A 20,775-nucleotide genomic window follows, 5' to 3' on the forward strand; every position below is an offset into this window, starting at 1 on the left:
AGAAGTTAGAAACTAAAAGTTAGGAAAATCTATCCTTAACTTCTAATTTCTCAACTCCGGTTTCTATTGTTACCATTTTGCAAGCCTTTTTAAATAGGCCTGGACTGTATTTTCCAATCCCATATACAAGGCTTCAGAGATCAAAGCATGCCCGATGGATACTTCCAGGAGGTTAGGAATATGATCTGCAAAATATTTTAAGTTTTCGAGGCTCAGATCGTGCCCTGCATTTATTCCCAATCCAAATTCCGTTGCTGCCAGAGCGGTTTCATAGTAAGGTTTTATTGCCAGCTCTTTGTTTATCAGATAATCTTTTGCATAAGATTCCGTATACAATTCTATCCTGTCCGCACCCGTTTTCGCAGCAGATTCCACGAGTTTAGGATCCGGGTCAAGGAAAATGGAAGTTCTGATTCCTGCATTCTTGAATTCAGCAATGATTTCCGTAAGAAAATCAAGATGTTTTTTTGTGTCCCAGCCAGCATTTGAAGTAATGGCATCATCGGCATCAGGAACCAGCGTTACCTGTTCGGGCTTTACTTCCAGCACCATATCGATAAACGGCCTGTGAGGGTTTCCTTCGATATTGAATTCTGTGGTCACCAAAGGCTTTAAGTCATACACATCTTTTCTGGTAATATGCCTTTCATCGGGTCTCGGATGAATGGTAATTCCCTGCCCTCCGAATTCCTGAATTTTAACTGCAGCTTCCGTTACGCTTGGGGTTTCACCTCCTCTTGCATTTCTAAGGGTAGCGATCTTATTTATATTTACGCTTAATTTTGTCATGGTGCAAAAATAAAAAAACCCAACTTAAAGTGGGCTTTTTGATCTGACATTTTTAACTTCCTGTGGTCATGAGTCTGACAATCGTGAGGGCAACATTTACCCCTAATCCTATAAGGGCGAGATTACAGGCAGATTTCGCAGCTACCGGCTCATTGTCTTTCTTGACAAAATAAATAATTGCTCCTGCCAGCGGAATACAAAATGATAAAATCTTTAATCCGATATGCAGATCTTCATTCGATTGGTTAGGACCCTTCGGGAAATTTTCATTTAAATCGTTCATAGTTTAATTTTTTATGATAATAATGTTTTGATAAAATGATAAGTATAATAGGTTATCCGCTCACTAAAACCGCTTATTCCAATGCCTGCTAAAAAACCAGTAACACAACGCAGAAAATTTGTACTCTCCCTGTTGAGGTAAGCTTGGGTAAGCCCATCAATAAGCGTAGGAACAATAAGCATGAAGCTTAGCAGCATTCCGATCTGGTAAAACCACAGCATCGGAATCATGAGAAAATATCCAAGATAAATGCCTGTGCATCTTGCACAAACAGGAAACTGCTTCTTTTTATAAAAAAAAGATCTTGATGGCATTCTGTGGCAATCTACCCATTGAATTTTAGTCATAAAGCTAAAATATAAAAAATATTCGTTTTTAACAATTAATTGACGCAATAGCTGAACTGAGTTCTCTGTTTATTCCTGATTTCGTTTACATTTTTACCTGCATTACCTCAAGCTCAAATTCTTTGGATGCAACCAGCAAGTGATCAAAAATATCAGCCTGGATCTGTTCAAACCTAACCCACTCTGTATCATTGGTAAAAGAATAAATCTCCAAAGGCAAACCTTGCGGCGTAATATTAAGCTGGCGCACAATAAGCGGCCCCTCTTTATCCAGTTCCGGAATTTTTTCTATGTATTTCTGGGCATAGTACCTGAAAACCCCGATGTTCGTCAGCTGTTTGCCATTAATAATCGCCTCCTTATGGGCCATATGTTCTTTTTCTTTACTTAGCTCGATGGATTTCTGGCTCAGATAGTCTGAAATCAGGTTGATATTTTTCAGACGCTCGATATCGTCGGCAGTAAGAAATTTAAATGAATTGATATTAAAAAAAATTGACTTTTTAATCCTCCGGGCATTAGTTTCAGAGATTACCTGGAGATTTTTAATCTCTGTGGTCATTAAATCATATGTAGGAATAGTGGAAAAAGTTTTATCAAAATTGTTGATTCTTGTGGTAAGCAAGTTAATATCGGCAATATTCCCTTCCAGGTTATATTTTGGAATACTTACCCAGTCTCCTACCTTCAGATTTTTTGAAGTAGCAACATGAATTCCGGTGACAAATCCCAAAATAGTATCGCGGAATACCAGCACCAACACGGCAGTAATCGCTCCCAGACTTCCAACAATCGTAGTTCCTTTAATCCCGAAAACAACACAGATCCCAACTACGGAAAAAATAAAAATCCCCAAAATCTTCATAGTTTCAGAGACTGCATTCAGTGCCATGATCTTATAAAAATCCTGTTTGATGACAAAGTAATTCCTAAAAGCCGTTAACCCACGGTAAAGCATTCCGGCAAAAATCATCACCATTCCCAAGTTTACAGATCTTATAAGGAACTGTGTGGTTTTTACCAATGCTCCAGAAAATATCGATTCATGAATACTTCCCACAATCAACAATGCAAAAAGGTGGGCCAGGGAATTCGTAACTCTCGACTCATAAACCGAATTGACTATCGGATATTTTTCTTTATTATGAAAAATACGGAATACACTGTTAATGATAATTTTGAGAATAAGATCAATAACAAGGAAGATGATACACAGTAGAATGATTTTTACAATCATGTGAAATACCCAGTCAAGACCTGTGGGAGAGATCTTGCTGATGTATCGGTAGAGCGGTTCGCTCAATTCCTGTAAAAAATCTTTCGTTTCTTCTAATTGATCATTCATTACAGCAAATTTAGGAAAATAAGTATGATTTTTTATAGAGTTTTCTGCATCAATTTTTATCCCAAAACAGATTTTAAAATATAATTCAATAAAAACTTCACGGCATAATTTTAAATTATTAAATTTAATCCAATATTGATTAATAAATAAAATATTCAATTAAATTACCTCAGATCAATAAATTATTTTAAAATAATTTAAAGTTTTATGATTTTATATTTAAAATTTTAATTAAATTTGACATAAACTAAATAAATCAAAATCAATAACATATGAAAAAACACTACTTTTTTATTTTGTTGTGTGTATTCACACTTTTAGCCAACTGTTCAGGAGGAGACGATTCTCCGATGCTCTCTGAACATACGAATACCACTGTTGTGAAAACCGGAAAAATTACCGGAAAAGTACTATCACAAAACGGGACCAAACCTATTGGTGGAGCTTCAATCTTTACTTTTGATGACAAGTATAAAATTTACTACACGACTTCGGATGCAGAGGGAAAATTTACATTGGATGCTCCGGCAGGAAACCGCACCATTTACATTCAGACAGGAAATGGAAGCAACTTTAGAACTGAAATTTCCGCAACGGTAAAAGATAATGAAACTTTAAATCTTGAGGCTGGTCAAACTAAATTAAATCAGGTGGCAAAGATTGCTTATGTTAAAGGTACATATGATAAAATAGAAGACATTATTCAGACTTTAGGCTACACTGCCACCGAAATCAGCAATAATGACCTTGCCAACTTAACGACTATTGCACAATATGATATTATATTCCTTAATTGCGGTTCCAGAAGCAACTATTCTTCAAATCCTGCACTGTATTCTGTCATCGATACGAATCTAGCCGTCTTCGTAGCTAATGGAGGGAGTATTTATGCTTCGGACTGGGATGTTGCGTACCTGGTAGGCGGCACAACCAATACCAACAACTGCTCTCTTGCAGGAGGATTTATTCCTGATTCAAAGCTTTGTTCTAAAAATACGGGAAGCTCAGGTATGGTCGGCGCTACTGTAAACAATACCGGACTTACAACGGCTTTGGGATTCAATACACTTAATATTGATTATGATTTAGGGGCATGGCAAAAAATAATTAATTACGATCCGGCCTATTGGGAAGTTCTGGTGAAAGAAACTTCATCAAACGATGCCCTGATGATCAGGACCAATCATTTCACAGCGACCGGCATTCAGACCACTCCTATAGGAAACGCTCCCAATACAACGTTTGCAACTGTCTGCATTACTCTTCCGGGAAATATCCAGATCAGCCTTTCAGTCCCACAGGTATTGGTTCCTTATCTGGTGGCGTTAGGAGCCACGGTGGGGCCTTGCTCAGGATCTTCAAACAGTGGCTATATTTATTATACCACTTTCCATAATCATGCTTCAGGAAATATTGGAAACGCCGGTGTAATTCTTCAATATGTAATTTTAAACCTGTAATAAAAAACTTCAACCTAAACATGGGGGCGGCTTTTATAAAGCCGTCTTTTTTTATATCTTGCATATATAAATAAAACTATGGACACAGCATTAATTGATATTCTCTGCCTGATTCTTTTATTTCTCGGAATGCTGGGAACTTTTCTGCCGGTACTTCCCGGGCTGCTATTAAGTATTTGCGGATTATTGATTTATAAATTCGGCACCGATGCTGATTTACCAATGATCTATGTCTGGGCATTCGGAATACTGACCCTTCTTTCAGTTATTTTAAATTATGTAATCCCTGCGAAAACCAACAGAAAATATGGCGGAACCCGCTGGGGAAGCATTGGTTCTGTTATCGGAACCATTGTCGGATTATTTTTACCGATTCCTTTAGGGTTTTTAGTAGGTATGTTTGCCGGGGTGTTTATTGGTGAGCTCCTTCATGACAGTAAAGATATGAACAAAGCTTTACGATCTACAAAAGGTGCTTTTATAGGGTTTATTTACGGAACCGGCTTTAGCCTTGTGGTAGGTTTGGCCATGTTTTTGGTAGTTATCCTGGATATGCTCGCTATTATTTAAAAAAACAACATTATGTTTCATAAAACCATTATATACAGTTTAGGAATATGGTCACTGATTAACTGCAGTACCCGGAACAAATCGGAAATCGATCACAAAGTGCCTGCAACAGCAGAAGTTAAAGCAAATACATCTATGAAAGATAAACAGATTATTTATTTTAACGAAGGAGAAAACCGTTTCCTGAAAGACTATCAGATGAATGTCACTTTCAAAGGAATTTCTGAAGACAGCCGGTGTCCGAAAGATGTTAACTGCATCTGGGCAGGCGCAGCAGTTGCACAGGTTGAAGTGATGGGGACCGCTACAAGGCCCATGACTTTAAGTCTTGCGACTACAGACAACAAAGGAAGAAATTACAGCACATCAGCAGAATTTAACGGCTATACCATCACCCTTGCTGAAGTTAATCCCTATCCTACAGCAGCAGAAGGCTCAAAAGCACTGAATGGTAAATACAGAATCGGGATAATGATCAGCAAAGCGGGAGAAAGTTCTACCAGGAAATAGGTTTCTTTCCCTTTGAAACAAGATATTCATTAATTTTTGAAAAAGGCCTGCTTCCAAAAAATCCTTTGTGTACAGAAAACGGAGACGGATGTGCAGACTTCAGAATAAAATGTTTAGCCGGATTAATGAGTTCGGCTTTTTTTTGTGCAAAAGCACCCCACAACACAAAAACAACATTCTCCTTTTTATCAGAAATTTCTTTAATAATATAATTCGTAAAAGTTTCCCAGCCCAGATCTTTATGAGAGTTGGGTGAATGCGCACGCACCGTAAGTGTTGCATTTAACAATAAAACGCCCTGCTTTCCCCAATCGTCAAGTTCCTTTGAAGTTCTTACCACTCCCAGATCATCTTTCAGCTCAATAAAAATATTTTTCAGCGAAGGCGGTGCGGCTACCTGTTCCGAAACAGAAAAACACAAACCGTTAGCCTGGTAATCATTATGATAAGGATCCTGCCCGATGATTACTACCTCAACATCTTCAAAAGGTGTTAATTCCAGCGCTCTGAAAATCTGATTTTTCGGAGGAAAAACTTTTGTAGCGGCATATTCCTGCTTTACTTTTTCCCAAAGCTGGGTAAAATACGGTGTGTTTTTTATCGGGGCTAAAATTTCTGTCCAAGTCATGATGTAAATTGAAAATGAGTTAATATAACAATTGAGAGTTACAATTTAAATACCATTAAATTTTTTGCGAAAAACCAAATTTCCCTGAAAACCTTCATCATTCCTCTCCTCTTCTAATATGAAATGATTTTTTAAAAGAAGTATTTTCGAGTTTTCATTGAATTTATCTGTCATTGCTGAAATTTCCTGCAAATGTAGCTGATTGAAACCAAAATTTAGAACAGCAGTTAAAGATTCATACATGATGCCCTGCCGATGATAGTCCGGCAACAGTTCATAACCGACTTCCGCGGTTTTCCTGTCTTCAGAAAAATTCCAGAAGCAGATGGTTCCTATAAAATTGAGTTGATTTTTTAAGGAAATCCCCCAGTAAAAGGTTTGGTTATTTCTAGTCCGTTCTTTGATCGTCAGAATAAACTGTAAAGCATCATAATTGTTTTTAGGCGAATTTCTTTTTACGAACTGATTGATCACTTCATTACTACGGATTTTCAAAATATCTTCAACGTGGCCTTCATTGATTTCCTTTAATAATAATCGTTCTGTCTCTAATCTCATATTTCAAATGTAATAAAAACCTGACCATCCATGATTTCCAAATTTTCAAATTATCTCATTTTCAAATTAACATTCACATTTTCTCACTAAATTTGCATTGTGTATATAAATAAAGAAGATTTAAACGAATTAGAGTTTCCGCAATTGCTCGCGGAAATATCTCCTTTTGCCTATTCTCCTAAAACGAGAGAAAAAATTCTTCAGCTTCTTCCTATGAATATTGACGAGGCCGAAATTTCTTTGAAAAAAACCTCTGAATACCTTTCGAGTTTTGAAAGTTCCAATGCGATCCCGTTCGATGAATATGAGGATATCGAAAGTGAACTGAAACTGATGCTGATTGAGAATTACCGTCTTGAAAACAGTGCTTTCATCAAAATAAAAACCCTCACTGAACAGATCGGGAAACTGCAGAAGTTTTTCCCGACCATGCCCGAAACATTCCCGACATTGATACAGGATGTTTCCGTACTGGAATATAAAAAGGAAATCATTGATAAAGTAGATAAGGTTTTTAACCGTTTCGGTGAAGTAAAAAGCGAAGCTTCGCCGGTTTTAAAAACGCTGAGAGCTGAGATTCAGTCAGCAAAAAAAGCCATCCAGGAAAATTTCAACAGGGTTCTATTCAACTACGGACAAAGCGATTTTCTGGATGATATCCGTGAAAGCATTATCGAAGACCAGAGGGTTCTGGCGGTAAAATCCGCCTACAAAAAGAGAGTTCCGGGAAGGGTTTTAGGCCTTTCAAAAACAGGATCGATTACTTACATCCAGCCGGATAGCGTGATAAAACATTATTTTAAGCTGAGGGAAAATGAAGAGGAAGAGAAAAAAGAAATCGATAAGATCCTGAGAAAACTAACGGCGGAATTAGCAGAATTCCAACCTCAGCTCTGGAGCTACCAGATGTATATTTTTGATCTTGATCTTACCCGGGCAAAAGCCAAATTCGGAGAACTTGTGAACGGGGTTCTGCCGAAAATCAACCGACATAAAACATTACGGTTAAAAGATGCTTTTCACCCATTGCTTTTTTTAAGGAATAAGGCGGAAAACAAAACTATTTTCCCGCAGACACTGACATTAACGGACCATAACAGGATTATCTGCATTTCCGGGCCGAATGCAGGGGGTAAATCCATTACCCTGAAAACGGTAGGCTTACTCCAGCTGATGATCCAGAGTGGAATTTTGGTTCCTACCCATCCAAAATCAGAGATGTTTTTCTTTGATAAGATCATGACGGACATCGGAGATAACCAGTCCATTGAAAATCACCTTTCAACCTATTCATCAAGATTGAAGAAAATGGGCGGCATTATCCGTGAAGCTGATGCCAACACACTTTTACTGATTGATGAGTTTGGTACGGGCTCAGATCCCGAACTGGGCGGTGCTCTGGCGGAAAGCTTTCTTGAGTTTTTCTATGACAAAAAAAGTTTTGCCATCATTACCACCCACTATACCAATATCAAGCTGGTGATTGAGGAACTGCCCAATGCCCAGAATGCGGCCATGCTGTTTAATGAAGAAACCCTGGAACCTCTTTATAAACTTGAGATCGGACAGGCCGGAAGCTCATTTACCTTTGAGGTGGCGGAAAAGAATAAAATCCCGAGGTTTATCATTCATTCCGCAAAGAAAAAAGTGGAACATGATATTGTGAACCTGGATAAAACCATTGTAAAGCTTCAGCAGGAAAAATATGAGGTGGAAAAGCTGAAATCCGATCTCGTGGAAAGAAAAGAATCCGTTGAAGATAAACGTGATAATTTACAAAAGCTGAATGAGCAGCTGCAACAGAAATTATTTAATTTCCAGAAGCTGTATGAAGACGAGCACCGTAAACTGCAATTCGGAAATAAGATTGAAGCTTTTATTGACAGTTATGTCAAAGGAAAATCCCGGAAGGATGTCGTAAAAGAGTTCGTAAAAATCCTGGAACAGGAAAAATTCAGAAAAGTGGGTACCGATAAAGATGAAAGTAAAAGGCTTCAGGTAGTGAAAAGAAAAATCACACAGCAGCTGAAGAAAGAGGAAGTCATCGAAAAAATATCGGAAACCAACGAAAAGCTGGAAGAAAAGCGCAAAACCGACCGTGCACTATGGCTCAAGGAAGGGCAGCGTGTGCGTATTACCGGAAGCACCAGTGTGGGAACCATTGAAAAAATTTCGCGGAATAAAGTCATTGTGAACTACGGAACATTCAAAACAACGATTGATGCGGATGAACTGGAAAGAATTTAATTGGTAATGATGACGGTAAAAACGCAAATTACATTCAAGGATTTTTTAGTGTTTAACCTAAAAAATTCATTGATAAGAATTGTGATATTCCCATTGATTGCCTTATTCGTTCTTACTGCAAATCTTTACAATGATGAATATTATGGTCCTGAAATCTACAGGCAGATCCTGATATATTGGGCCATTTTTTCACATTTATTATTATCTGTTATTATTTTAGCATGAAAAAAGCCTTTTTATCCAATAAGAATATTCAGGAGATGATCATTTATACTTTTACGGATCAAAAAATCCGTACAGAAGGTGAAACATTTGACGCTGATTTTACCTGGATGCGGTTATATAAGGTAAAAGAAAATAAAGACTGGTTCCTGATTTACCAGAGTGTCCAGGTCATGAATATGGTTCCGAAAAAGAATTTGACACAGGATCAGATTTTGGAGCTTCGGAATATTATTAAGACTAATAATGTGAAAGCAAAACTCAGGAATGATTAGTTCAATAAGAAGAGTGTCAGATGGAGCACTCTTTCTTTTATTTGAACCCGAATTTAAAATTCCGATTTTATTACATTTAAAACATGATCAAAAATTTAAAAATCCTCTGGCTCTTTTATTTAAAACTGTTATTTCCTGCCCTATTAATTTCTTTTTTATTAGCTTTTCAAACAGGCTTTAGAATGGATAATTTCGGGTTTTGTTTTTCAATCATTTTACCTGCCTTCCATTTTTTAATATATGAAGTAAGATTGAAAAATGAATATGTGTTTTTTGCAAATTTTGGCTTTTCGAGACATTTCCTGTGGGTCACGACGATTTCAACAGGATTAATTATTAATTTGATCTCTAAATGTTTATGAGTAAACTTCATATTGATAGCATCACAAAATCCTACGGCTCAAAAAAAATTTTGCAGGACATTTATTTAAGTTGTGAAACAGGAAAAATCATTGCTTTATTAGGAGGAATCGGATCAGGAAAGTCAACGTTGTTACAAATAATTTTCGGAACAATAAAAGGAGATTCTCAATTTATTAAATTTAATGATCAGGTGCTTACCAAACAATCCGATAGGAGAAATAAGATTGCCTATCTTCCTCAAAGCCCGATGTTTCCGAAGAATATTAAAATTAGAAATCTGATTTCTTTATTCTGCAATAGTAAGAATACTCAAAAGCTGTATAATTTTGATCTTATTCAGCCTTTATTAAATGAAACAACAAAAAATCTTTCCGGCGGAGAAAGAAAAATGGTGGAAGTGTTGACAATAATCCATTCTGAAGCTGAATTTATTTTACTGGAACAGCCTTATAGCGGGCTTTCGCCCATATTAACGGAAAAAGTAATGAAGTCTATAAAAGAAATGTCTGAAGAAAAAGGGTTTATCATTGCAAATTTTATGACTGAATTTGCACTGGAGCTTTCAGACGAAATTTATCTTCTCCATAATGCATCTTTAAAGCAAATCAAAGATTTAAATGAATTACAACAGCATTATTATCTGCCGGAAAGCTTTTAATTTATATATTTGAACGGTTAAAAAATTTCATGATGATTTCCGTAAACAAAGCATTGTACCTTTCCGTTTTCAGTCTTTTTTCCATGGCTCTGGTAAAAGGTCAGAGTAAAGTTCCTTTTGGTGTGGTAAAAGCCGAAGAAGGATATGCGATGGTAAGGGTTCATAAAGATGATTACCGGAAAATCATTGATAAGATCAGGATGAAAACAGGCGATGTTTTTATTTATGAAAAACCTGCCCCCGGAGAAACGGAATGGATCTGGATTAAATATCCTGAAAAAGATGATACTGATAAACCTTTTGTAAGGTATGACAGCATAACCAAAGAAGGCATGGTAAACAAAAATCGTGTTGTTTTTGTTGATAAATTACCGCAGTTTACTCCGTCAAAATCTAAAAATGGAAAATCACTGATCTTTACCGATGATTCCAATCCGAAAATTCCGGGCAATCAAAGGACAAAGGTAATCATTGATGTATATCCTTCCAATGCGGGATTCCGTAAGCAGGTAAAAGATGCCGATGGAAATATCATCAAAATTGACAAGGTAAAAACCTGGGGAATCGGTAAAGAACTTCCGCAGGGAATGACAGAAATTAAATCGATCCGTGTACAGCAGCCCGGAAGAGGTTCCGTTTTCGTACGGGATGCTATTAAAAATATGTTCCAGCCGACTATGGATTTCAATAATGTCGGAGTAACCGCTATTGACAATGACCATATTTTCCTCTATATGATCAATGGCTCAGGTGAAAACAGATATACCACCATCTGGACGATCAAACAGGGAAAAGCGGAAAGCCAGATCATCTATAAAAATCCTGAATAATTCACCCATAATCATTATTTTTGCCAACGAAAAGCAATGGCTTTGGGTATAGTGCCCTTCCCTATTGCTTTTTAGAAACCGGTTCTGCCTAACCGCAGATGAAAAGGGAATCGTGTGAAAATCACGAACTGTCGCGCAACTGTAAGTAACCGAAGTCTTTATTAAAAATCCACTGTGCTCGCCATGGGAAGGGAATAAAGATGTTACAAGTCAGGAGACCTGCCCGTTTCTTATCTACAAAAACTTTCGCGATCTGAAGTTTATTGATCTTATGGTTTTTTCAGGAATTTTCCCTATTCCCGGAATACTCCTGTTTTGCTTCAATAGGTCTTTATGTCGCTTTAATTAATAATGAAATATGACTACAGAAGAAAGAATTGAAGCCTCGGAAACCAGGATCTTTAAAGCCGTTTTCCCCAATACCACCAACCACTATGATACGCTTTTCGGAGGCACAGCCATGCAGCTGATGGATGAAGTCGCTTTTATCACCGCAACGCGGTTTGCCAGAAAACGGGTAGTAACGGTAAGCAGCGATAAAATCGATTTTAAAAAGCCTATTCCGGCAGGAACCATCGTTGAATTGATCGGGAAGGTTTCGCATGTCGGCAAAACCAGTATGAAAGTCAGTGTAGAAATTTATACTGAACAAATGTATTCTTACGAAAGGGAAAGGGCTATCGTGGGTGACTTTACTTTTGTAGCAATCGACGAATTTAAAAAACCTATCCAGGTACTATAATTACTTTGCGGCGCGTCAGGCGCCGCAAAGTAATATTTTTAGTAATTTTAGTTTCGGCGGGCAAAGCCCGCCGAAACTAAAAACTTTAATCTATAACACTAAATATTATTAATTAACAGACCATTATATGTACTTCATCAGGAATAAATCACATCTTTAATATGTTGTACGATCGGTTATTTCAACACTTTTTCAGTTTCCAGATTTTTAATCAACAGCAGCTGGAAAGCCTCATCCAATTCATCAGAGGCTCTGCTGATCGCATGTTCCAACATATTCCGGATCTGCCTTTCCGTAACTCCAGCTTCAGTCCAGCTTTTCCCCGAAGTATGAGAATTCAGGATAAAGGGCATAATGCGGTCAATGGCACAGGCAAAAATAGCATCGGGCGTCTGCTCTTCTTCAAATTCCAGCCAAAGGTTAAAGAACTCCGAGCGCAACGGCTCATCTAAAATCCCAAAGATCTGCCGGGCTGCTATTTTCTCCCTCTCAAATTTTCCGATCATTGCTGCTTCGTCAAATAAAAAAGTGTCTCCTGCTTCTATCTCTACCAAATCATGGATGGAAAGCATTCTGATCACCCGCAATAAATCAATACCAGCTCTGTTCTTGGCATACGGAAAAAGAATTTGTGCTAAAATAATGATCTGCCAGGAATGTTCCGCTGTATTTTCTCTTCTGGAATCGTCCGCATTATAATTTCTTCTCTGAACATTTTTTAAGGCATCCACTGCCAGGATAAAATCAATCTCCTTTTGTATTTTCATTATCTGTTATGTTGTTTGTTATCAAATCGGTTTAAATCTATCCTGTCATTTATTATTCATTCAAAATTAATATTTTGATAAAATCCCGTACAAAAATAATGGTTTTAGATAATACCATGCTGATCAGTATTTGAGAGATTATCAGTAATTTTAGAGGAAATATATGATATGAAGCCGAAATTCAATTATCCGACAGAAATCAAAGGAAAAAGAAAACTATATTCTCTGGTGAACGGCGTAAGTAACCCTTTAGAAACGATCAGTGGAAATCATCGGATTGCAGGAGACAGCTATCATATTAAAGCTAATTTTACTGATAAAAATTTTATTTTCTCTCAGGATAAGGAATTTGTGGAATATATTTTAAAGCAGAATCATAAAAATTACTATAAATCTGAAATACAATCTGTCACATTGGGAAAATACCTGGGAAACGGATTGCTTACCAATAACGGCAAAGACTGGCTGAAACAAAGACGGCTCATCCAGCCCGGTTTCAGCAAAGCAAAAATAGCCAATCTGGTGACGATCATAGAAGAAGAGACTGATCGAGCACTTCAATCATTCGGCGAGGAAACTGAAATAGATTTATATGATTTTTTCCATTCACTGGCCTTTACCATTGTTGCCAAAACCCTGTTCAGTTCGGATATTGATGAAAATACCGTAAAGGAACTAAGTAAAAACATCACGGAAATTCAGGAAGTTTTTGCCAAAGAAGTCCGCCTGCCTTTCTATACACAGGTTTTAAAGATACTCGGCATTATCGACCGTAACATCGAGAAAAGTAAAAGATCAAAAGCTATTCTTCAGAGTATTTTAGACAGACGGCGAAATTCAGGAGAAGAAAAAAATGACCTGCTGGACATGCTGATCCACACAAGGTATGAAGATACACAGCTCCCGATGTCTGATGAACAGCTTGTGGATGAAATGCTGATTCTTTTTATTGCCGGGCATGAAACAACAGCCAATGCCTTAAGTTTTACCTTTTTTGAGATCAGCCAGAGTCCTCAAACGGAAGAAAAACTCAGAAAAGAAATAATCAACGAAGAAAATATGATGTTCACTCCGGAAAGCCTGATGAAAAAATCATACACTTCAAATATTATTAAAGAATCCATGCGCCTGCATTCTCCTGCGTGGGCCATTGACAGGCAGGCATTGGAAGATGACGGACTTAAAGAATATTCCTGGCCGAAAGGTACTTTTATCATCCTATACATTACCGGGCTTCACAGAAACCCGAAATATTGGGAACAACCGGATTCTTTTATCCCTGAACGTTTTGATGATGAAAATGCCAAGAACTTTGCTTATTATCCTTTCGGGGCCGGACCCAGGCTTTGCATCGGTGAACATTTTGCTATGATGGAAATGGCTCTTGTGATCCGTAAGTTTTACAGCAGCTTCAGCTTTATAGCCTACCAAAACGAACTTGAAAAAAAAGCTTTGGTGACCTTAAGACCCACAAGCGTGAAGGGTAAAATCATCAGAAGATAATTTTATTTTCATATTATTTTATTCTTAAAATTTCATCTATAAAATTAATACAATTGATTTTCAGCCATTTAAATCATTTTATTTAAAAATTTCACTACTTTGTATTGCATAATACCATTTTAATTATATATCTTTGTAATGTAAAATCGGAAAAGGCTCACTAGCTAGGAGCTGAGATCCGGAAAAGAATAACTAATTGACAAAACTTATTAAAGATGAATACTGAAAATACCAAAGCGCAAATGCGAAAAGGAATTCTGGAATTCTGTATTTTAAGTCTCATCAATCATCGTGAAATGTATGTTTCCGATTTAATCGATGAACTGAAAAAAGGAAAGCTGGATGTAGTAGAAGGAACCCTCTACCCTCTTTTAACAAGATTAAAAAATGGTGAATTCCTTTCATACAGATGGGAAGAATCTACCGGAGGGCCTCCCAGAAAATACTACCAGATAACAGAAAAAGGTAAACTGTTTTTGGATGAACTTCAAAATACCTGGAGCGAACTAACGGCCTCAGTTAATCAAATCACTCAAAAAAATTAAAAAAAACAAAGCTATGAACAAGACACTCTCAATAGGACTCGCAGGTTTTTCTTTTACGATAGAAGAACATGCCTATATAAAACTCAGCGACTATCTTAATGCTCTGAGAAGCTCACTGGATGCTTCTGAAGCTGACGAGGTGATGCATGATATAGAAATCAGAATGGTGGAAATTTTCAGAGATTCCATGGCAAAACGTGAAATTATCAATGATACGGATGTAGAAAAGGTGATCGCCCAGATCGGAAGCCCTGAAAAAATCGAAGAACAGGAAGAAGCATATTATTCTGAAAAAAACACTAAAAAAACATTTGCTTCAGGCACAGAATATACCGATAAAAAACAACTGTTCCGTGATCCTGAAAGACAAAAAATCGCAGGAGTCTGCGCAGGTTTAGCTGCCTATTTCGGCATGGACGTTACCGGCATGAGACTTATCTGGGTAGGTGCATTTCTGTTTCTTTGGGTAGCACCGGGATCCTCATTTTTAGTGATATTATTATACTTTATCTTGTGGGCAGTGCTGCCAAAAGCTGAAACGGCTTCAGATTTCCTGAAGATGAAAGGAAAACCTTTAAATTTTGATAACCTAAAGGAAGAGTCAAGTAAGATTGTACAGTTTGCCAATGAAACCACAACGAGAGCAGGGGAAATTTATATCGAAAATAAACCCTATATCAATAATGCGGGCAGCGGGGTTTGGAATGTTCTGAAATATATCATAGGTGCCTTTTTTGCGATCATGGCAGTCAGCAGCATTATCGGAGTATTTGTAGTATTCGGGCTGTTCGGAATCAACTCTGATTTTCCGGGAGCCAATGAAATGAAGTTTTATTTTGATGATGACGGACTATACAATGTTTTAGCAGCAATCATCATCATCGGATCTTTAATTCCTGCTTTGATTTTCAGCGTATTGAGTATTAAGATATTTTCACCTAAAACCAAACTGAGAAATATCGGATGGGTTCTCGGAGCTTTGTTCCTTACTATCATTGGACTGGGAACATACTTCGGATTGAGTATGGCAAAAAGAGAGATGCTCTTTAAAGGACATAAAGAAGATACGGAAGAGATTTCCATCAATACCAATTCAGACACGCTGTATGTAGATTCAAAACAAATTGCTATTCCGCAGAACTTTACAGGGTATGATGACGATCTTTATTCTGACAGAGCATCGGTTTACAAAAAAGACTGGATCCATGTAGACGTTACAAGAAAAGCCAATATCAAAACACCATATCTGATCATTAAAAAAGAAGCCAAGGGATATAATCTTCCACTGAATGTCAATGTTCCGGTAGAAATTGTTAACAACAGAATTATGCTTCCTAATTTTATCAAGTATTCTTACGAACACCGATTCAGAGATTACAATATTGATTATGAACTGGTTGTTCCTCAAAATACCATCGTAATCCCGGTAAAAAATGATGCGATCAGTTTTGACGGAGATTTAAATGCAGACGGCATCAATGATAACGACCAGGAAAAAGATGATGATGGAAATATAAAAATAGAGAAGAATAAAATTACCGTAAATGGTTCTACTATTGAATACAATTCAAACGATAAGAGTGACAGCATTATCATCAATGGTAAAAAAGTCCCGAGCAATCAGGCTGATCAGGTGATCGATTCGATGAAAAACAGCATCAAAAAGATGAAAGGAGCCAATATAGACTTCAATGTTGATGAAGATAAGAACGAAATTACCATCAAGACTAAATAACTCACTGGAGAGAGTGGCAGAAGGTGTGAACGGATAACCCAACCGTTTGAAATTCACACCCTTCTTCTCTCAAAATAAATTAAAAAAATTAGGCATTTGATTCTTTATATGAATAAAAAGAATTATATTTGTCTGAAAAAATAACCTAAAACACTCAATAAAAAATTAAATTATCATGGTACAGTTAGCATTAGAAATTGTAATGAAAATCGTAGATTTAATCAGCGGTTTATTTTAAGAGCAATAATATTTCAATATATTTGTAAAGTATAACCACTTTGGTTATACTTTTTGTTTTTTAAATCAAACGATATGAAAAAGCTGCTGGGTAAGCTGATGCTAAAATTATTAGGGTGGAAAGTGGTATTACAGGGTGATGCCGACAGCCTGAACAGATGTATTCTGGTAGTAGCGCCCCATACCCATAATATGGAATATATATTGGGCAACCTTGCTTACTGGTCTTTAAACAAACCGTTAAAAATTATTATTAAAGATGCACATACCAAAGCCTGGTACGGAAGTGCCGTGAGAGGCCTGGGCGGTATCGGTATTGACAGAAGCCAGAAAAATGACCTGATTAATTTTGTAGCTAAGCAGTTTGCGAAAGATGACTTCAGCCTGGTGATCACTCCCGAAGGAACCCGAAGCTGGGTCCCGAAATGGAGAAAAGGCTTTTACCACATGGCATTGGCAGCAAAAGTTCCCATCGTTCTTGCAGCCGGTGATTTTAAACGGAAAACAGTGTATCTGGGCTACACCATTCCTTATGAAAGAATTACTTCCGTTCCTTTTACGGAAATTATGAAGGAAATCCAGGAATATTATGTGAAAAATGATATTGTTCCGAAGATACCGGAAAACTGGAACCCTAACATCATGGGAGCTGAACCGGAAAACGGTAATTAGAAATTCAATGATTAAGTTATCACAATTAGCAGTACAAAATAAAAATGCAGGGAACAAAAGAAGAAATATTAGCATTCATAAACCGCTGGGGAGAAGAAACTTTTGCGAAAACACTGGACATACATTTTACAGACATTGATCTTGAAAATGAAATATTAACCGCTACAATGCCTGTCTTACCGAGAATTCATCAGCCGTTCGGCATTATGCATGGCGGTGCAAGCTGCGTACTGGCAGAAACTATGGGTTCAAGCCTGTCCAATATTTTTATAGACGGTGAAAAATATTATGGTGTAGGAACCAATATCAATTCAAACCATTTAAAAAGTAAAAAAGACGGAATCGTAACGGCCGTCGCACGGTTTATCAGGAAAGGAAAAACAATGCATGTATCGGAAATTGAAATCCGGGACGAAAAAGGCCAACTGATTAATCATACCACGATGACGAATGCGATTATTCACAAATAAAATTCTTTTAATACAATATAGGCTCAAAAAAATTTGAGCTTTTTTTGTATTCTTACTGCAACCTTTTTATTTTCCTGCATCTTATAAGAAAATAGCAATTATGAAAACTTTTATTTTACCTTTTTTATTTTTATTGGCATTTATATTTTCTTGTAAAACAGACGATTCCGAAATTTTAGAGAAGACCACCTCCTATGACGTATATGTCTCCGGTAAAGAGAACGGACAATTCTGCTATTGGAAAAACGGAGTAAAACATAACATTGCCAATAATTCTTCAGAATCTGATCCTTCTAAAGTATTTGTTTCCGGAACTGATGTTTATATTAAAGGAAGATATGGATATTGGAAAAACGGAAGTTATACAACGTACGCACAGTCTGCAGGAATGACCGGTTTGGATGCAATTGATATTTTTGATTTTTATGAAAAAGACGGGAATATTTATTTTGTAGGGTATACCTGGCAAATCAGCAATCCTGCACCTGATAAATATGAATTTTGCTATTGGAAAAACGGAGCTAAAACGCTTTTATTCAAAGACACATTCACTTATAATGATGGCTGTACAATTACAGAATTTAATAATGACGTATATGTTGCAGCACGTAAGAGCAATATGAGTGGAAGTTTTGACAAGGGATACTTTAAAAATTCAACTTTTAATTCAATATCCACAAGTTCATACGGACAGGATTTCACTTATGTAATATCAAATGAAGCCCATGTATATTTCACTTCGATAAATTATTATAAAGATTTAATATCAGGATTGCAGACAAGTTTCGTACCTACTCCAACAACAGGGAGCTATCAGCCCGCTCTCGATCATCATAATATTTATATTAACGGCAAACTTGGTGTTTATTATAAAAATTCAAATTTAATCAATTCTGCAAATCCATATTTAATCATTGAAGATTTGAAAATAAACGATGAAAACATCTACATGATCAGATCGGGCCTTACAGGATATAAAGTGTTTATTAATGATGTAGAATCTCAATATCTCTCAAATTCCAATGCTTCCAGCTTCAATAATATTACGGTGATAAAAAATTAATATGTCACAAAATAACTGGCAAAAGATCTACCTCGACTATTCCCCGAAACTCTTGGGGATTTGCCGTAGATATATACAGGACATTTATACGGCAGAAGATATCGTGCAGGATAGTTTCATCATCGCGATACAAAAAAAACATCAGTTGAATGATGAAAAAGCATTATTCGCATGGCTTAAAAAAATTGTCGTGAACAATGCTTTACAACATATCCGCAGACAGAGTAAGGAAACATTTGTAATTAGTGAATCTTTAGAAATCCCAGATACCGCTTCAGAAATGGCACATCATCATTCGGAAGAAAAAAACATCTTCATTTACGATTTCACCCATGAAGAATTACTGTCCTCTATCGACAGCCTCCCACCCCATCATAAATCGGTTTTCAATATGTATTTTATTGAGAATTATTCCCATGCAGAGATTTCGAATACGTTGGGAATTACCGTTAACACTTCCAAATCCCATCTCCTGCGAGCTAAGAAATCGGTTCAGAATTATCTGTTGAATCACATTGTGCGTCCCCATACTCCGAAAAAGAAATTTGCACAGCTGCTCGTCATTTTCGGACTTGGCGGATTACTCTGGGCACAGACTTTTCGGAGCAGGTTTTCAGATTTCAGAGTTTCCCCTTCTAGAACGCTTCAGATACCGTCTGATATTGAAATAAATCCTCTATCCTATTCTTCTTCAAAATCAATACGGAAAAGTAAAATCATCATAGCAGGTACTCTCGCATTAATTATTATCATGTCAGTATTTTTATTAAATCCTGGAAATTCTTTTTCTATGCATAGTTATTTAATGAATTCCAAAAATTTTTCTAAGAAACTAAATGAAACAGCTCCTGAAACTAATAAAAATGAGAAAACACAAGTCGAAATTTCTGTACTAAAAGGTGAAGAAAAAGAGAATTCAACGCAGCCCATTTCTTCAGATCATCAAATGGCAAATATTTCAGAAGCAGAAGTTTTTCCTGTCGAAAAGAATATTGAAAACAGAAATAAATCAAAAAAAATAATTCTGAAAGATTCTATAAAAGAGGCGCCTCAAAAAATAATTATTGTGAAAAAGATCATTAAGAGAGACACTGTATTTATAGAAAGATAAATGATTGTGAACATGCTATTAAAAAAAATAATTCTCCTTCTCTCCGTTATCCTGATTCATTTCTCTTACGCACAGAAAAGAAAAAAAGTGGATACGGTATATGTTTACGAAAATGTTATTATTCATGATACGGTGTTCCTGATGAAACCTGTAAAATTAAAACAGAATGAGGTTATTCTCCCAGATTTAAATATCCAGGAAAAATTCTTTGTCCGGAACATTTATCAGGAAGAAATAGAAAAACAACGGGCAAAAAGAATAATTAAACAACGACAGGCAGACTTTTTCGACTATGGTGTAGAAGGTGGGATCGGATTTAAAAACAGCAGCTGGGCAAAAGAACTCTCGGAGAACCGAGAGCAGTTTGGTGAACATCTTGGCTTATGGCTGTCTAAAAGCCTATTCACCTCCAACTTATCACTGATGATCTCTGCACATATCTATTACTGGAATTCCACATTTGATCTTGATGCGAACCAGGAAGATACTGATCTTAATGGTTATTATTTCACAAAAGAAGGTCAGCCGCTCTTATTTCAAAAATTTAATAACAGACATTTTGAGTATGACCTTCAATTAAAACTTCTGTATGACTGGAAGAACATCAGGCCGTTTGCGGGAATTTCATTCAATAGGAATACCTAAAATGGGTAGTGTCTCACTAACTGTGTAAGTTAAAAAGTTATTCTGGAAAATTTTGAGCCCTTACAGCTCAAAAAATTTTTCGGAAATAACTTTTTATTATTTTTAACCTATATAGTTATGATCGACAAAGAAGAATTATTAAACAACAAGGATTTCTACAAGTCCTTTAAAAATGGAGAAGATTTAACCACTTTCTTCAA

Annotated in this window: 23 protein-coding genes and 1 riboswitch; of the genes, 16 read left to right on the forward strand and 7 right to left on the reverse strand. The window is 36.6% G+C overall.

Translation table 11 applies throughout. The features are described from left to right. Positions 1-69 precede the first annotated feature (69 nt). The 4 genes from MKJ01_RS05240 to MKJ01_RS05255 all read right to left on the reverse strand — a co-directional run bounded on the left by MKJ01_RS05240 (position 70) and on the right by MKJ01_RS05255 (position 2,764). The gene (locus tag MKJ01_RS05240; RefSeq protein ID WP_241612305.1) at positions 70-789 is read right to left on the reverse strand and encodes a pyridoxine 5'-phosphate synthase; all 720 of its coding nucleotides are present in this window, start codon (positions 787-789) and stop codon (positions 70-72) included. A 52-nt stretch (positions 790-841) separates the two neighbouring features. Further along, positions 842-1,072, reverse strand: coding sequence for a hypothetical protein (locus tag MKJ01_RS05245; RefSeq protein WP_241612306.1), 231 nt, complete (start codon positions 1,070-1,072; stop codon positions 842-844). 11 nt (positions 1,073-1,083) lie between these two features. Beyond that, the gene (locus MKJ01_RS05250) at positions 1,084-1,419 is read right to left on the reverse strand and encodes a DUF2085 domain-containing protein (protein WP_241612307.1); all 336 of its coding nucleotides are present in this window, start codon (positions 1,417-1,419) and stop codon (positions 1,084-1,086) included. An 85-nt stretch (positions 1,420-1,504) separates the two neighbouring features. Beyond that, positions 1,505-2,764, reverse strand: a complete 1,260-nt coding sequence (locus tag MKJ01_RS05255) for a mechanosensitive ion channel family protein (protein ID WP_241612308.1) — start codon at positions 2,762-2,764, stop codon at positions 1,505-1,507. Between the two features lie 272 nt (positions 2,765-3,036). Here MKJ01_RS05255 and MKJ01_RS05260 point away from each other — a divergent pair, with 272 nt between their 5' ends. From MKJ01_RS05260 to MKJ01_RS05270, 3 genes are all read left to right on the forward strand, one after another. Continuing rightward, a complete protein-coding gene (locus MKJ01_RS05260; RefSeq protein ID WP_241612309.1) occupies positions 3,037-4,224 on the forward strand; it encodes a carboxypeptidase-like regulatory domain-containing protein in 1,188 nt (395 codons plus the stop codon). A 78-nt stretch (positions 4,225-4,302) separates the two neighbouring features. After that, positions 4,303-4,794, forward strand: a complete 492-nt coding sequence (locus tag MKJ01_RS05265) for a DUF456 domain-containing protein (RefSeq protein ID WP_241612310.1) — start codon at positions 4,303-4,305, stop codon at positions 4,792-4,794. Between the two features lie 12 nt (positions 4,795-4,806). Next, a complete protein-coding gene (locus tag MKJ01_RS05270; RefSeq protein WP_241612311.1) occupies positions 4,807-5,304 on the forward strand; it encodes a hypothetical protein in 498 nt (165 codons plus the stop codon). Here MKJ01_RS05270 and MKJ01_RS05275 read toward each other — a convergent pair. Together MKJ01_RS05275 and MKJ01_RS05280 are read right to left on the reverse strand one after the other, a co-directional pair. Beyond that, the gene (locus MKJ01_RS05275) at positions 5,291-5,932 is read right to left on the reverse strand and encodes a uracil-DNA glycosylase (protein WP_241612313.1); all 642 of its coding nucleotides are present in this window, start codon (positions 5,930-5,932) and stop codon (positions 5,291-5,293) included. The two genes, MKJ01_RS05270 and MKJ01_RS05275, sit on opposite strands and share 14 nt — an antisense overlap. A gap of 45 nt (positions 5,933-5,977) precedes the next feature. Continuing rightward, the gene (locus MKJ01_RS05280) at positions 5,978-6,490 is read right to left on the reverse strand and encodes a GNAT family N-acetyltransferase (protein WP_241612315.1); all 513 of its coding nucleotides are present in this window, start codon (positions 6,488-6,490) and stop codon (positions 5,978-5,980) included. 99 nt (positions 6,491-6,589) lie between these two features. Here MKJ01_RS05280 and MKJ01_RS05285 point away from each other — a divergent pair, with 99 nt between their 5' ends. From MKJ01_RS05285 to MKJ01_RS05305, 5 genes are all read left to right on the forward strand, one after another. Continuing rightward, a complete protein-coding gene (locus MKJ01_RS05285) occupies positions 6,590-8,737 on the forward strand; it encodes a hypothetical protein (protein WP_241612317.1) in 2,148 nt (715 codons plus the stop codon). A gap of 221 nt (positions 8,738-8,958) precedes the next feature. Continuing rightward, positions 8,959-9,234: a YcxB family protein gene (locus MKJ01_RS05290; protein WP_241612319.1), complete on the forward strand. Its 276-nt coding sequence runs from the start codon at positions 8,959-8,961 to the stop codon at positions 9,232-9,234. 358 nt (positions 9,235-9,592) lie between these two features. Then, the gene (locus tag MKJ01_RS05295) at positions 9,593-10,255 is read left to right on the forward strand and encodes an ATP-binding cassette domain-containing protein (RefSeq protein WP_241632514.1); all 663 of its coding nucleotides are present in this window, start codon (positions 9,593-9,595) and stop codon (positions 10,253-10,255) included. Between the two features lie 29 nt (positions 10,256-10,284). Continuing rightward, on the forward strand, positions 10,285-11,085 hold the full coding sequence (locus MKJ01_RS05300) for a hypothetical protein (protein WP_241612324.1): 801 nt from the start codon (positions 10,285-10,287) through the stop codon (positions 11,083-11,085). A gap of 62 nt (positions 11,086-11,147) precedes the next feature. Continuing rightward, a riboswitch (cobalamin riboswitch) is annotated at positions 11,148-11,327 on the forward strand. Positions 11,328-11,443: 116 nt separating this feature from the next. Beyond that, a complete protein-coding gene (locus tag MKJ01_RS05305) occupies positions 11,444-11,827 on the forward strand; it encodes an acyl-CoA thioesterase (RefSeq protein WP_241612326.1) in 384 nt (127 codons plus the stop codon). Positions 11,828-12,003: 176 nt separating this feature from the next. Here MKJ01_RS05305 and MKJ01_RS05310 read toward each other — a convergent pair whose 3' ends face one another. After that, positions 12,004-12,594 (reverse strand): HD family hydrolase, encoded by a 591-nt coding sequence (locus MKJ01_RS05310; protein ID WP_241612329.1) that lies wholly within the window; start codon positions 12,592-12,594, stop codon positions 12,004-12,006. Between the two features lie 168 nt (positions 12,595-12,762). Here MKJ01_RS05310 and MKJ01_RS05315 point away from each other — a divergent pair, with 168 nt between their 5' ends. The 8 genes from MKJ01_RS05315 (at position 12,763) to MKJ01_RS05350 (ending at position 20,575) form a co-directional block, all read left to right on the forward strand. Then, positions 12,763-14,097, forward strand: coding sequence for a cytochrome P450 (locus tag MKJ01_RS05315; RefSeq protein ID WP_241612331.1), 1,335 nt, complete (start codon positions 12,763-12,765; stop codon positions 14,095-14,097). A 215-nt stretch (positions 14,098-14,312) separates the two neighbouring features. Continuing rightward, complete coding sequence (locus MKJ01_RS05320) at positions 14,313-14,642, forward strand: PadR family transcriptional regulator (RefSeq protein WP_241612333.1); 330 nt, start codon at positions 14,313-14,315, stop codon at positions 14,640-14,642. A gap of 13 nt (positions 14,643-14,655) precedes the next feature. Further along, on the forward strand, positions 14,656-16,377 hold the full coding sequence (locus MKJ01_RS05325; protein WP_241612335.1) for a PspC domain-containing protein: 1,722 nt from the start codon (positions 14,656-14,658) through the stop codon (positions 16,375-16,377). 312 nt (positions 16,378-16,689) lie between these two features. Continuing rightward, positions 16,690-17,286, forward strand: a complete 597-nt coding sequence (locus MKJ01_RS05330; RefSeq protein ID WP_241612337.1) for a 1-acyl-sn-glycerol-3-phosphate acyltransferase — start codon at positions 16,690-16,692, stop codon at positions 17,284-17,286. 44 nt (positions 17,287-17,330) lie between these two features. Further along, complete coding sequence (locus MKJ01_RS05335; protein ID WP_241612339.1) at positions 17,331-17,756, forward strand: PaaI family thioesterase; 426 nt, start codon at positions 17,331-17,333, stop codon at positions 17,754-17,756. A gap of 100 nt (positions 17,757-17,856) precedes the next feature. Continuing rightward, entirely contained in the window at positions 17,857-18,819 is a 963-nt protein-coding gene (locus MKJ01_RS05340) for a hypothetical protein (RefSeq protein WP_241612341.1), read from the forward strand. Position 18,820: 1 nt separating this feature from the next. After that, positions 18,821-19,930, forward strand: a complete 1,110-nt coding sequence (locus MKJ01_RS05345; protein ID WP_241612344.1) for an RNA polymerase sigma factor — start codon at positions 18,821-18,823, stop codon at positions 19,928-19,930. Positions 19,931-19,942: 12 nt separating this feature from the next. After that, complete coding sequence (locus MKJ01_RS05350) at positions 19,943-20,575, forward strand: hypothetical protein (protein ID WP_241612347.1); 633 nt, start codon at positions 19,943-19,945, stop codon at positions 20,573-20,575. Positions 20,576-20,775: the final 200 nt, after the last annotated feature.

Origin of the sequence: Chryseobacterium sp. SSA4.19 (genome assembly GCF_022601875.1) — a bacterium.
Taxonomy (GTDB): Bacteria; Bacteroidota; Bacteroidia; order Flavobacteriales; family Weeksellaceae; genus Chryseobacterium.

Excerpts from the sequence above, each read along its gene's own strand:
- MKJ01_RS05250 (WP_241612307.1), bottom strand. The coding sequence starts at position 1,419 with ATGACTAAAATTCAATGGGTAGATTGCCACAGAATGCCATCAAGATCT.
- MKJ01_RS05350 (WP_241612347.1), top strand. The coding sequence starts at position 19,943 with ATGCTATTAAAAAAAATAATTCTCCTTCTCTCCGTTATCCTGATTCAT.
- MKJ01_RS05330 (WP_241612337.1), top strand. The coding sequence starts at position 16,690 with ATGAAAAAGCTGCTGGGTAAGCTGATGCTAAAATTATTAGGGTGGAAA.
- MKJ01_RS05255 (WP_241612308.1), bottom strand. The coding sequence starts at position 2,764 with ATGAATGATCAATTAGAAGAAACGAAAGATTTTTTACAGGAATTGAGC.
- MKJ01_RS05325 (WP_241612335.1), top strand. The coding sequence starts at position 14,656 with ATGAACAAGACACTCTCAATAGGACTCGCAGGTTTTTCTTTTACGATA.
- MKJ01_RS05305 (WP_241612326.1), top strand. The coding sequence starts at position 11,444 with ATGACTACAGAAGAAAGAATTGAAGCCTCGGAAACCAGGATCTTTAAA.
- MKJ01_RS05340 (WP_241612341.1), top strand. The coding sequence starts at position 17,857 with ATGAAAACTTTTATTTTACCTTTTTTATTTTTATTGGCATTTATATTT.
- MKJ01_RS05300 (WP_241612324.1), top strand. The coding sequence starts at position 10,285 with ATGATGATTTCCGTAAACAAAGCATTGTACCTTTCCGTTTTCAGTCTT.
- MKJ01_RS05245 (WP_241612306.1), bottom strand. The coding sequence starts at position 1,072 with ATGAACGATTTAAATGAAAATTTCCCGAAGGGTCCTAACCAATCGAAT.
- MKJ01_RS05335 (WP_241612339.1), top strand. The coding sequence starts at position 17,331 with ATGCAGGGAACAAAAGAAGAAATATTAGCATTCATAAACCGCTGGGGA.
- MKJ01_RS05295 (WP_241632514.1), top strand. The coding sequence starts at position 9,593 with ATGAGTAAACTTCATATTGATAGCATCACAAAATCCTACGGCTCAAAA.
- MKJ01_RS05310 (WP_241612329.1), bottom strand. The coding sequence starts at position 12,594 with ATGAAAATACAAAAGGAGATTGATTTTATCCTGGCAGTGGATGCCTTA.
- MKJ01_RS05345 (WP_241612344.1), top strand. The coding sequence starts at position 18,821 with ATGTCACAAAATAACTGGCAAAAGATCTACCTCGACTATTCCCCGAAA.
- MKJ01_RS05270 (WP_241612311.1), top strand. The coding sequence starts at position 4,807 with ATGTTTCATAAAACCATTATATACAGTTTAGGAATATGGTCACTGATT.
- MKJ01_RS05280 (WP_241612315.1), bottom strand. The coding sequence starts at position 6,490 with ATGAGATTAGAGACAGAACGATTATTATTAAAGGAAATCAATGAAGGC.
- MKJ01_RS05275 (WP_241612313.1), bottom strand. The coding sequence starts at position 5,932 with ATGACTTGGACAGAAATTTTAGCCCCGATAAAAAACACACCGTATTTT.
- MKJ01_RS05315 (WP_241612331.1), top strand. The coding sequence starts at position 12,763 with ATGAAGCCGAAATTCAATTATCCGACAGAAATCAAAGGAAAAAGAAAA.
- MKJ01_RS05320 (WP_241612333.1), top strand. The coding sequence starts at position 14,313 with ATGAATACTGAAAATACCAAAGCGCAAATGCGAAAAGGAATTCTGGAA.
- MKJ01_RS05260 (WP_241612309.1), top strand. The coding sequence starts at position 3,037 with ATGAAAAAACACTACTTTTTTATTTTGTTGTGTGTATTCACACTTTTA.
- MKJ01_RS05240 (WP_241612305.1), bottom strand. The coding sequence starts at position 789 with ATGACAAAATTAAGCGTAAATATAAATAAGATCGCTACCCTTAGAAAT.
- MKJ01_RS05265 (WP_241612310.1), top strand. The coding sequence starts at position 4,303 with ATGGACACAGCATTAATTGATATTCTCTGCCTGATTCTTTTATTTCTC.
- MKJ01_RS05290 (WP_241612319.1), top strand. The coding sequence starts at position 8,959 with ATGAAAAAAGCCTTTTTATCCAATAAGAATATTCAGGAGATGATCATT.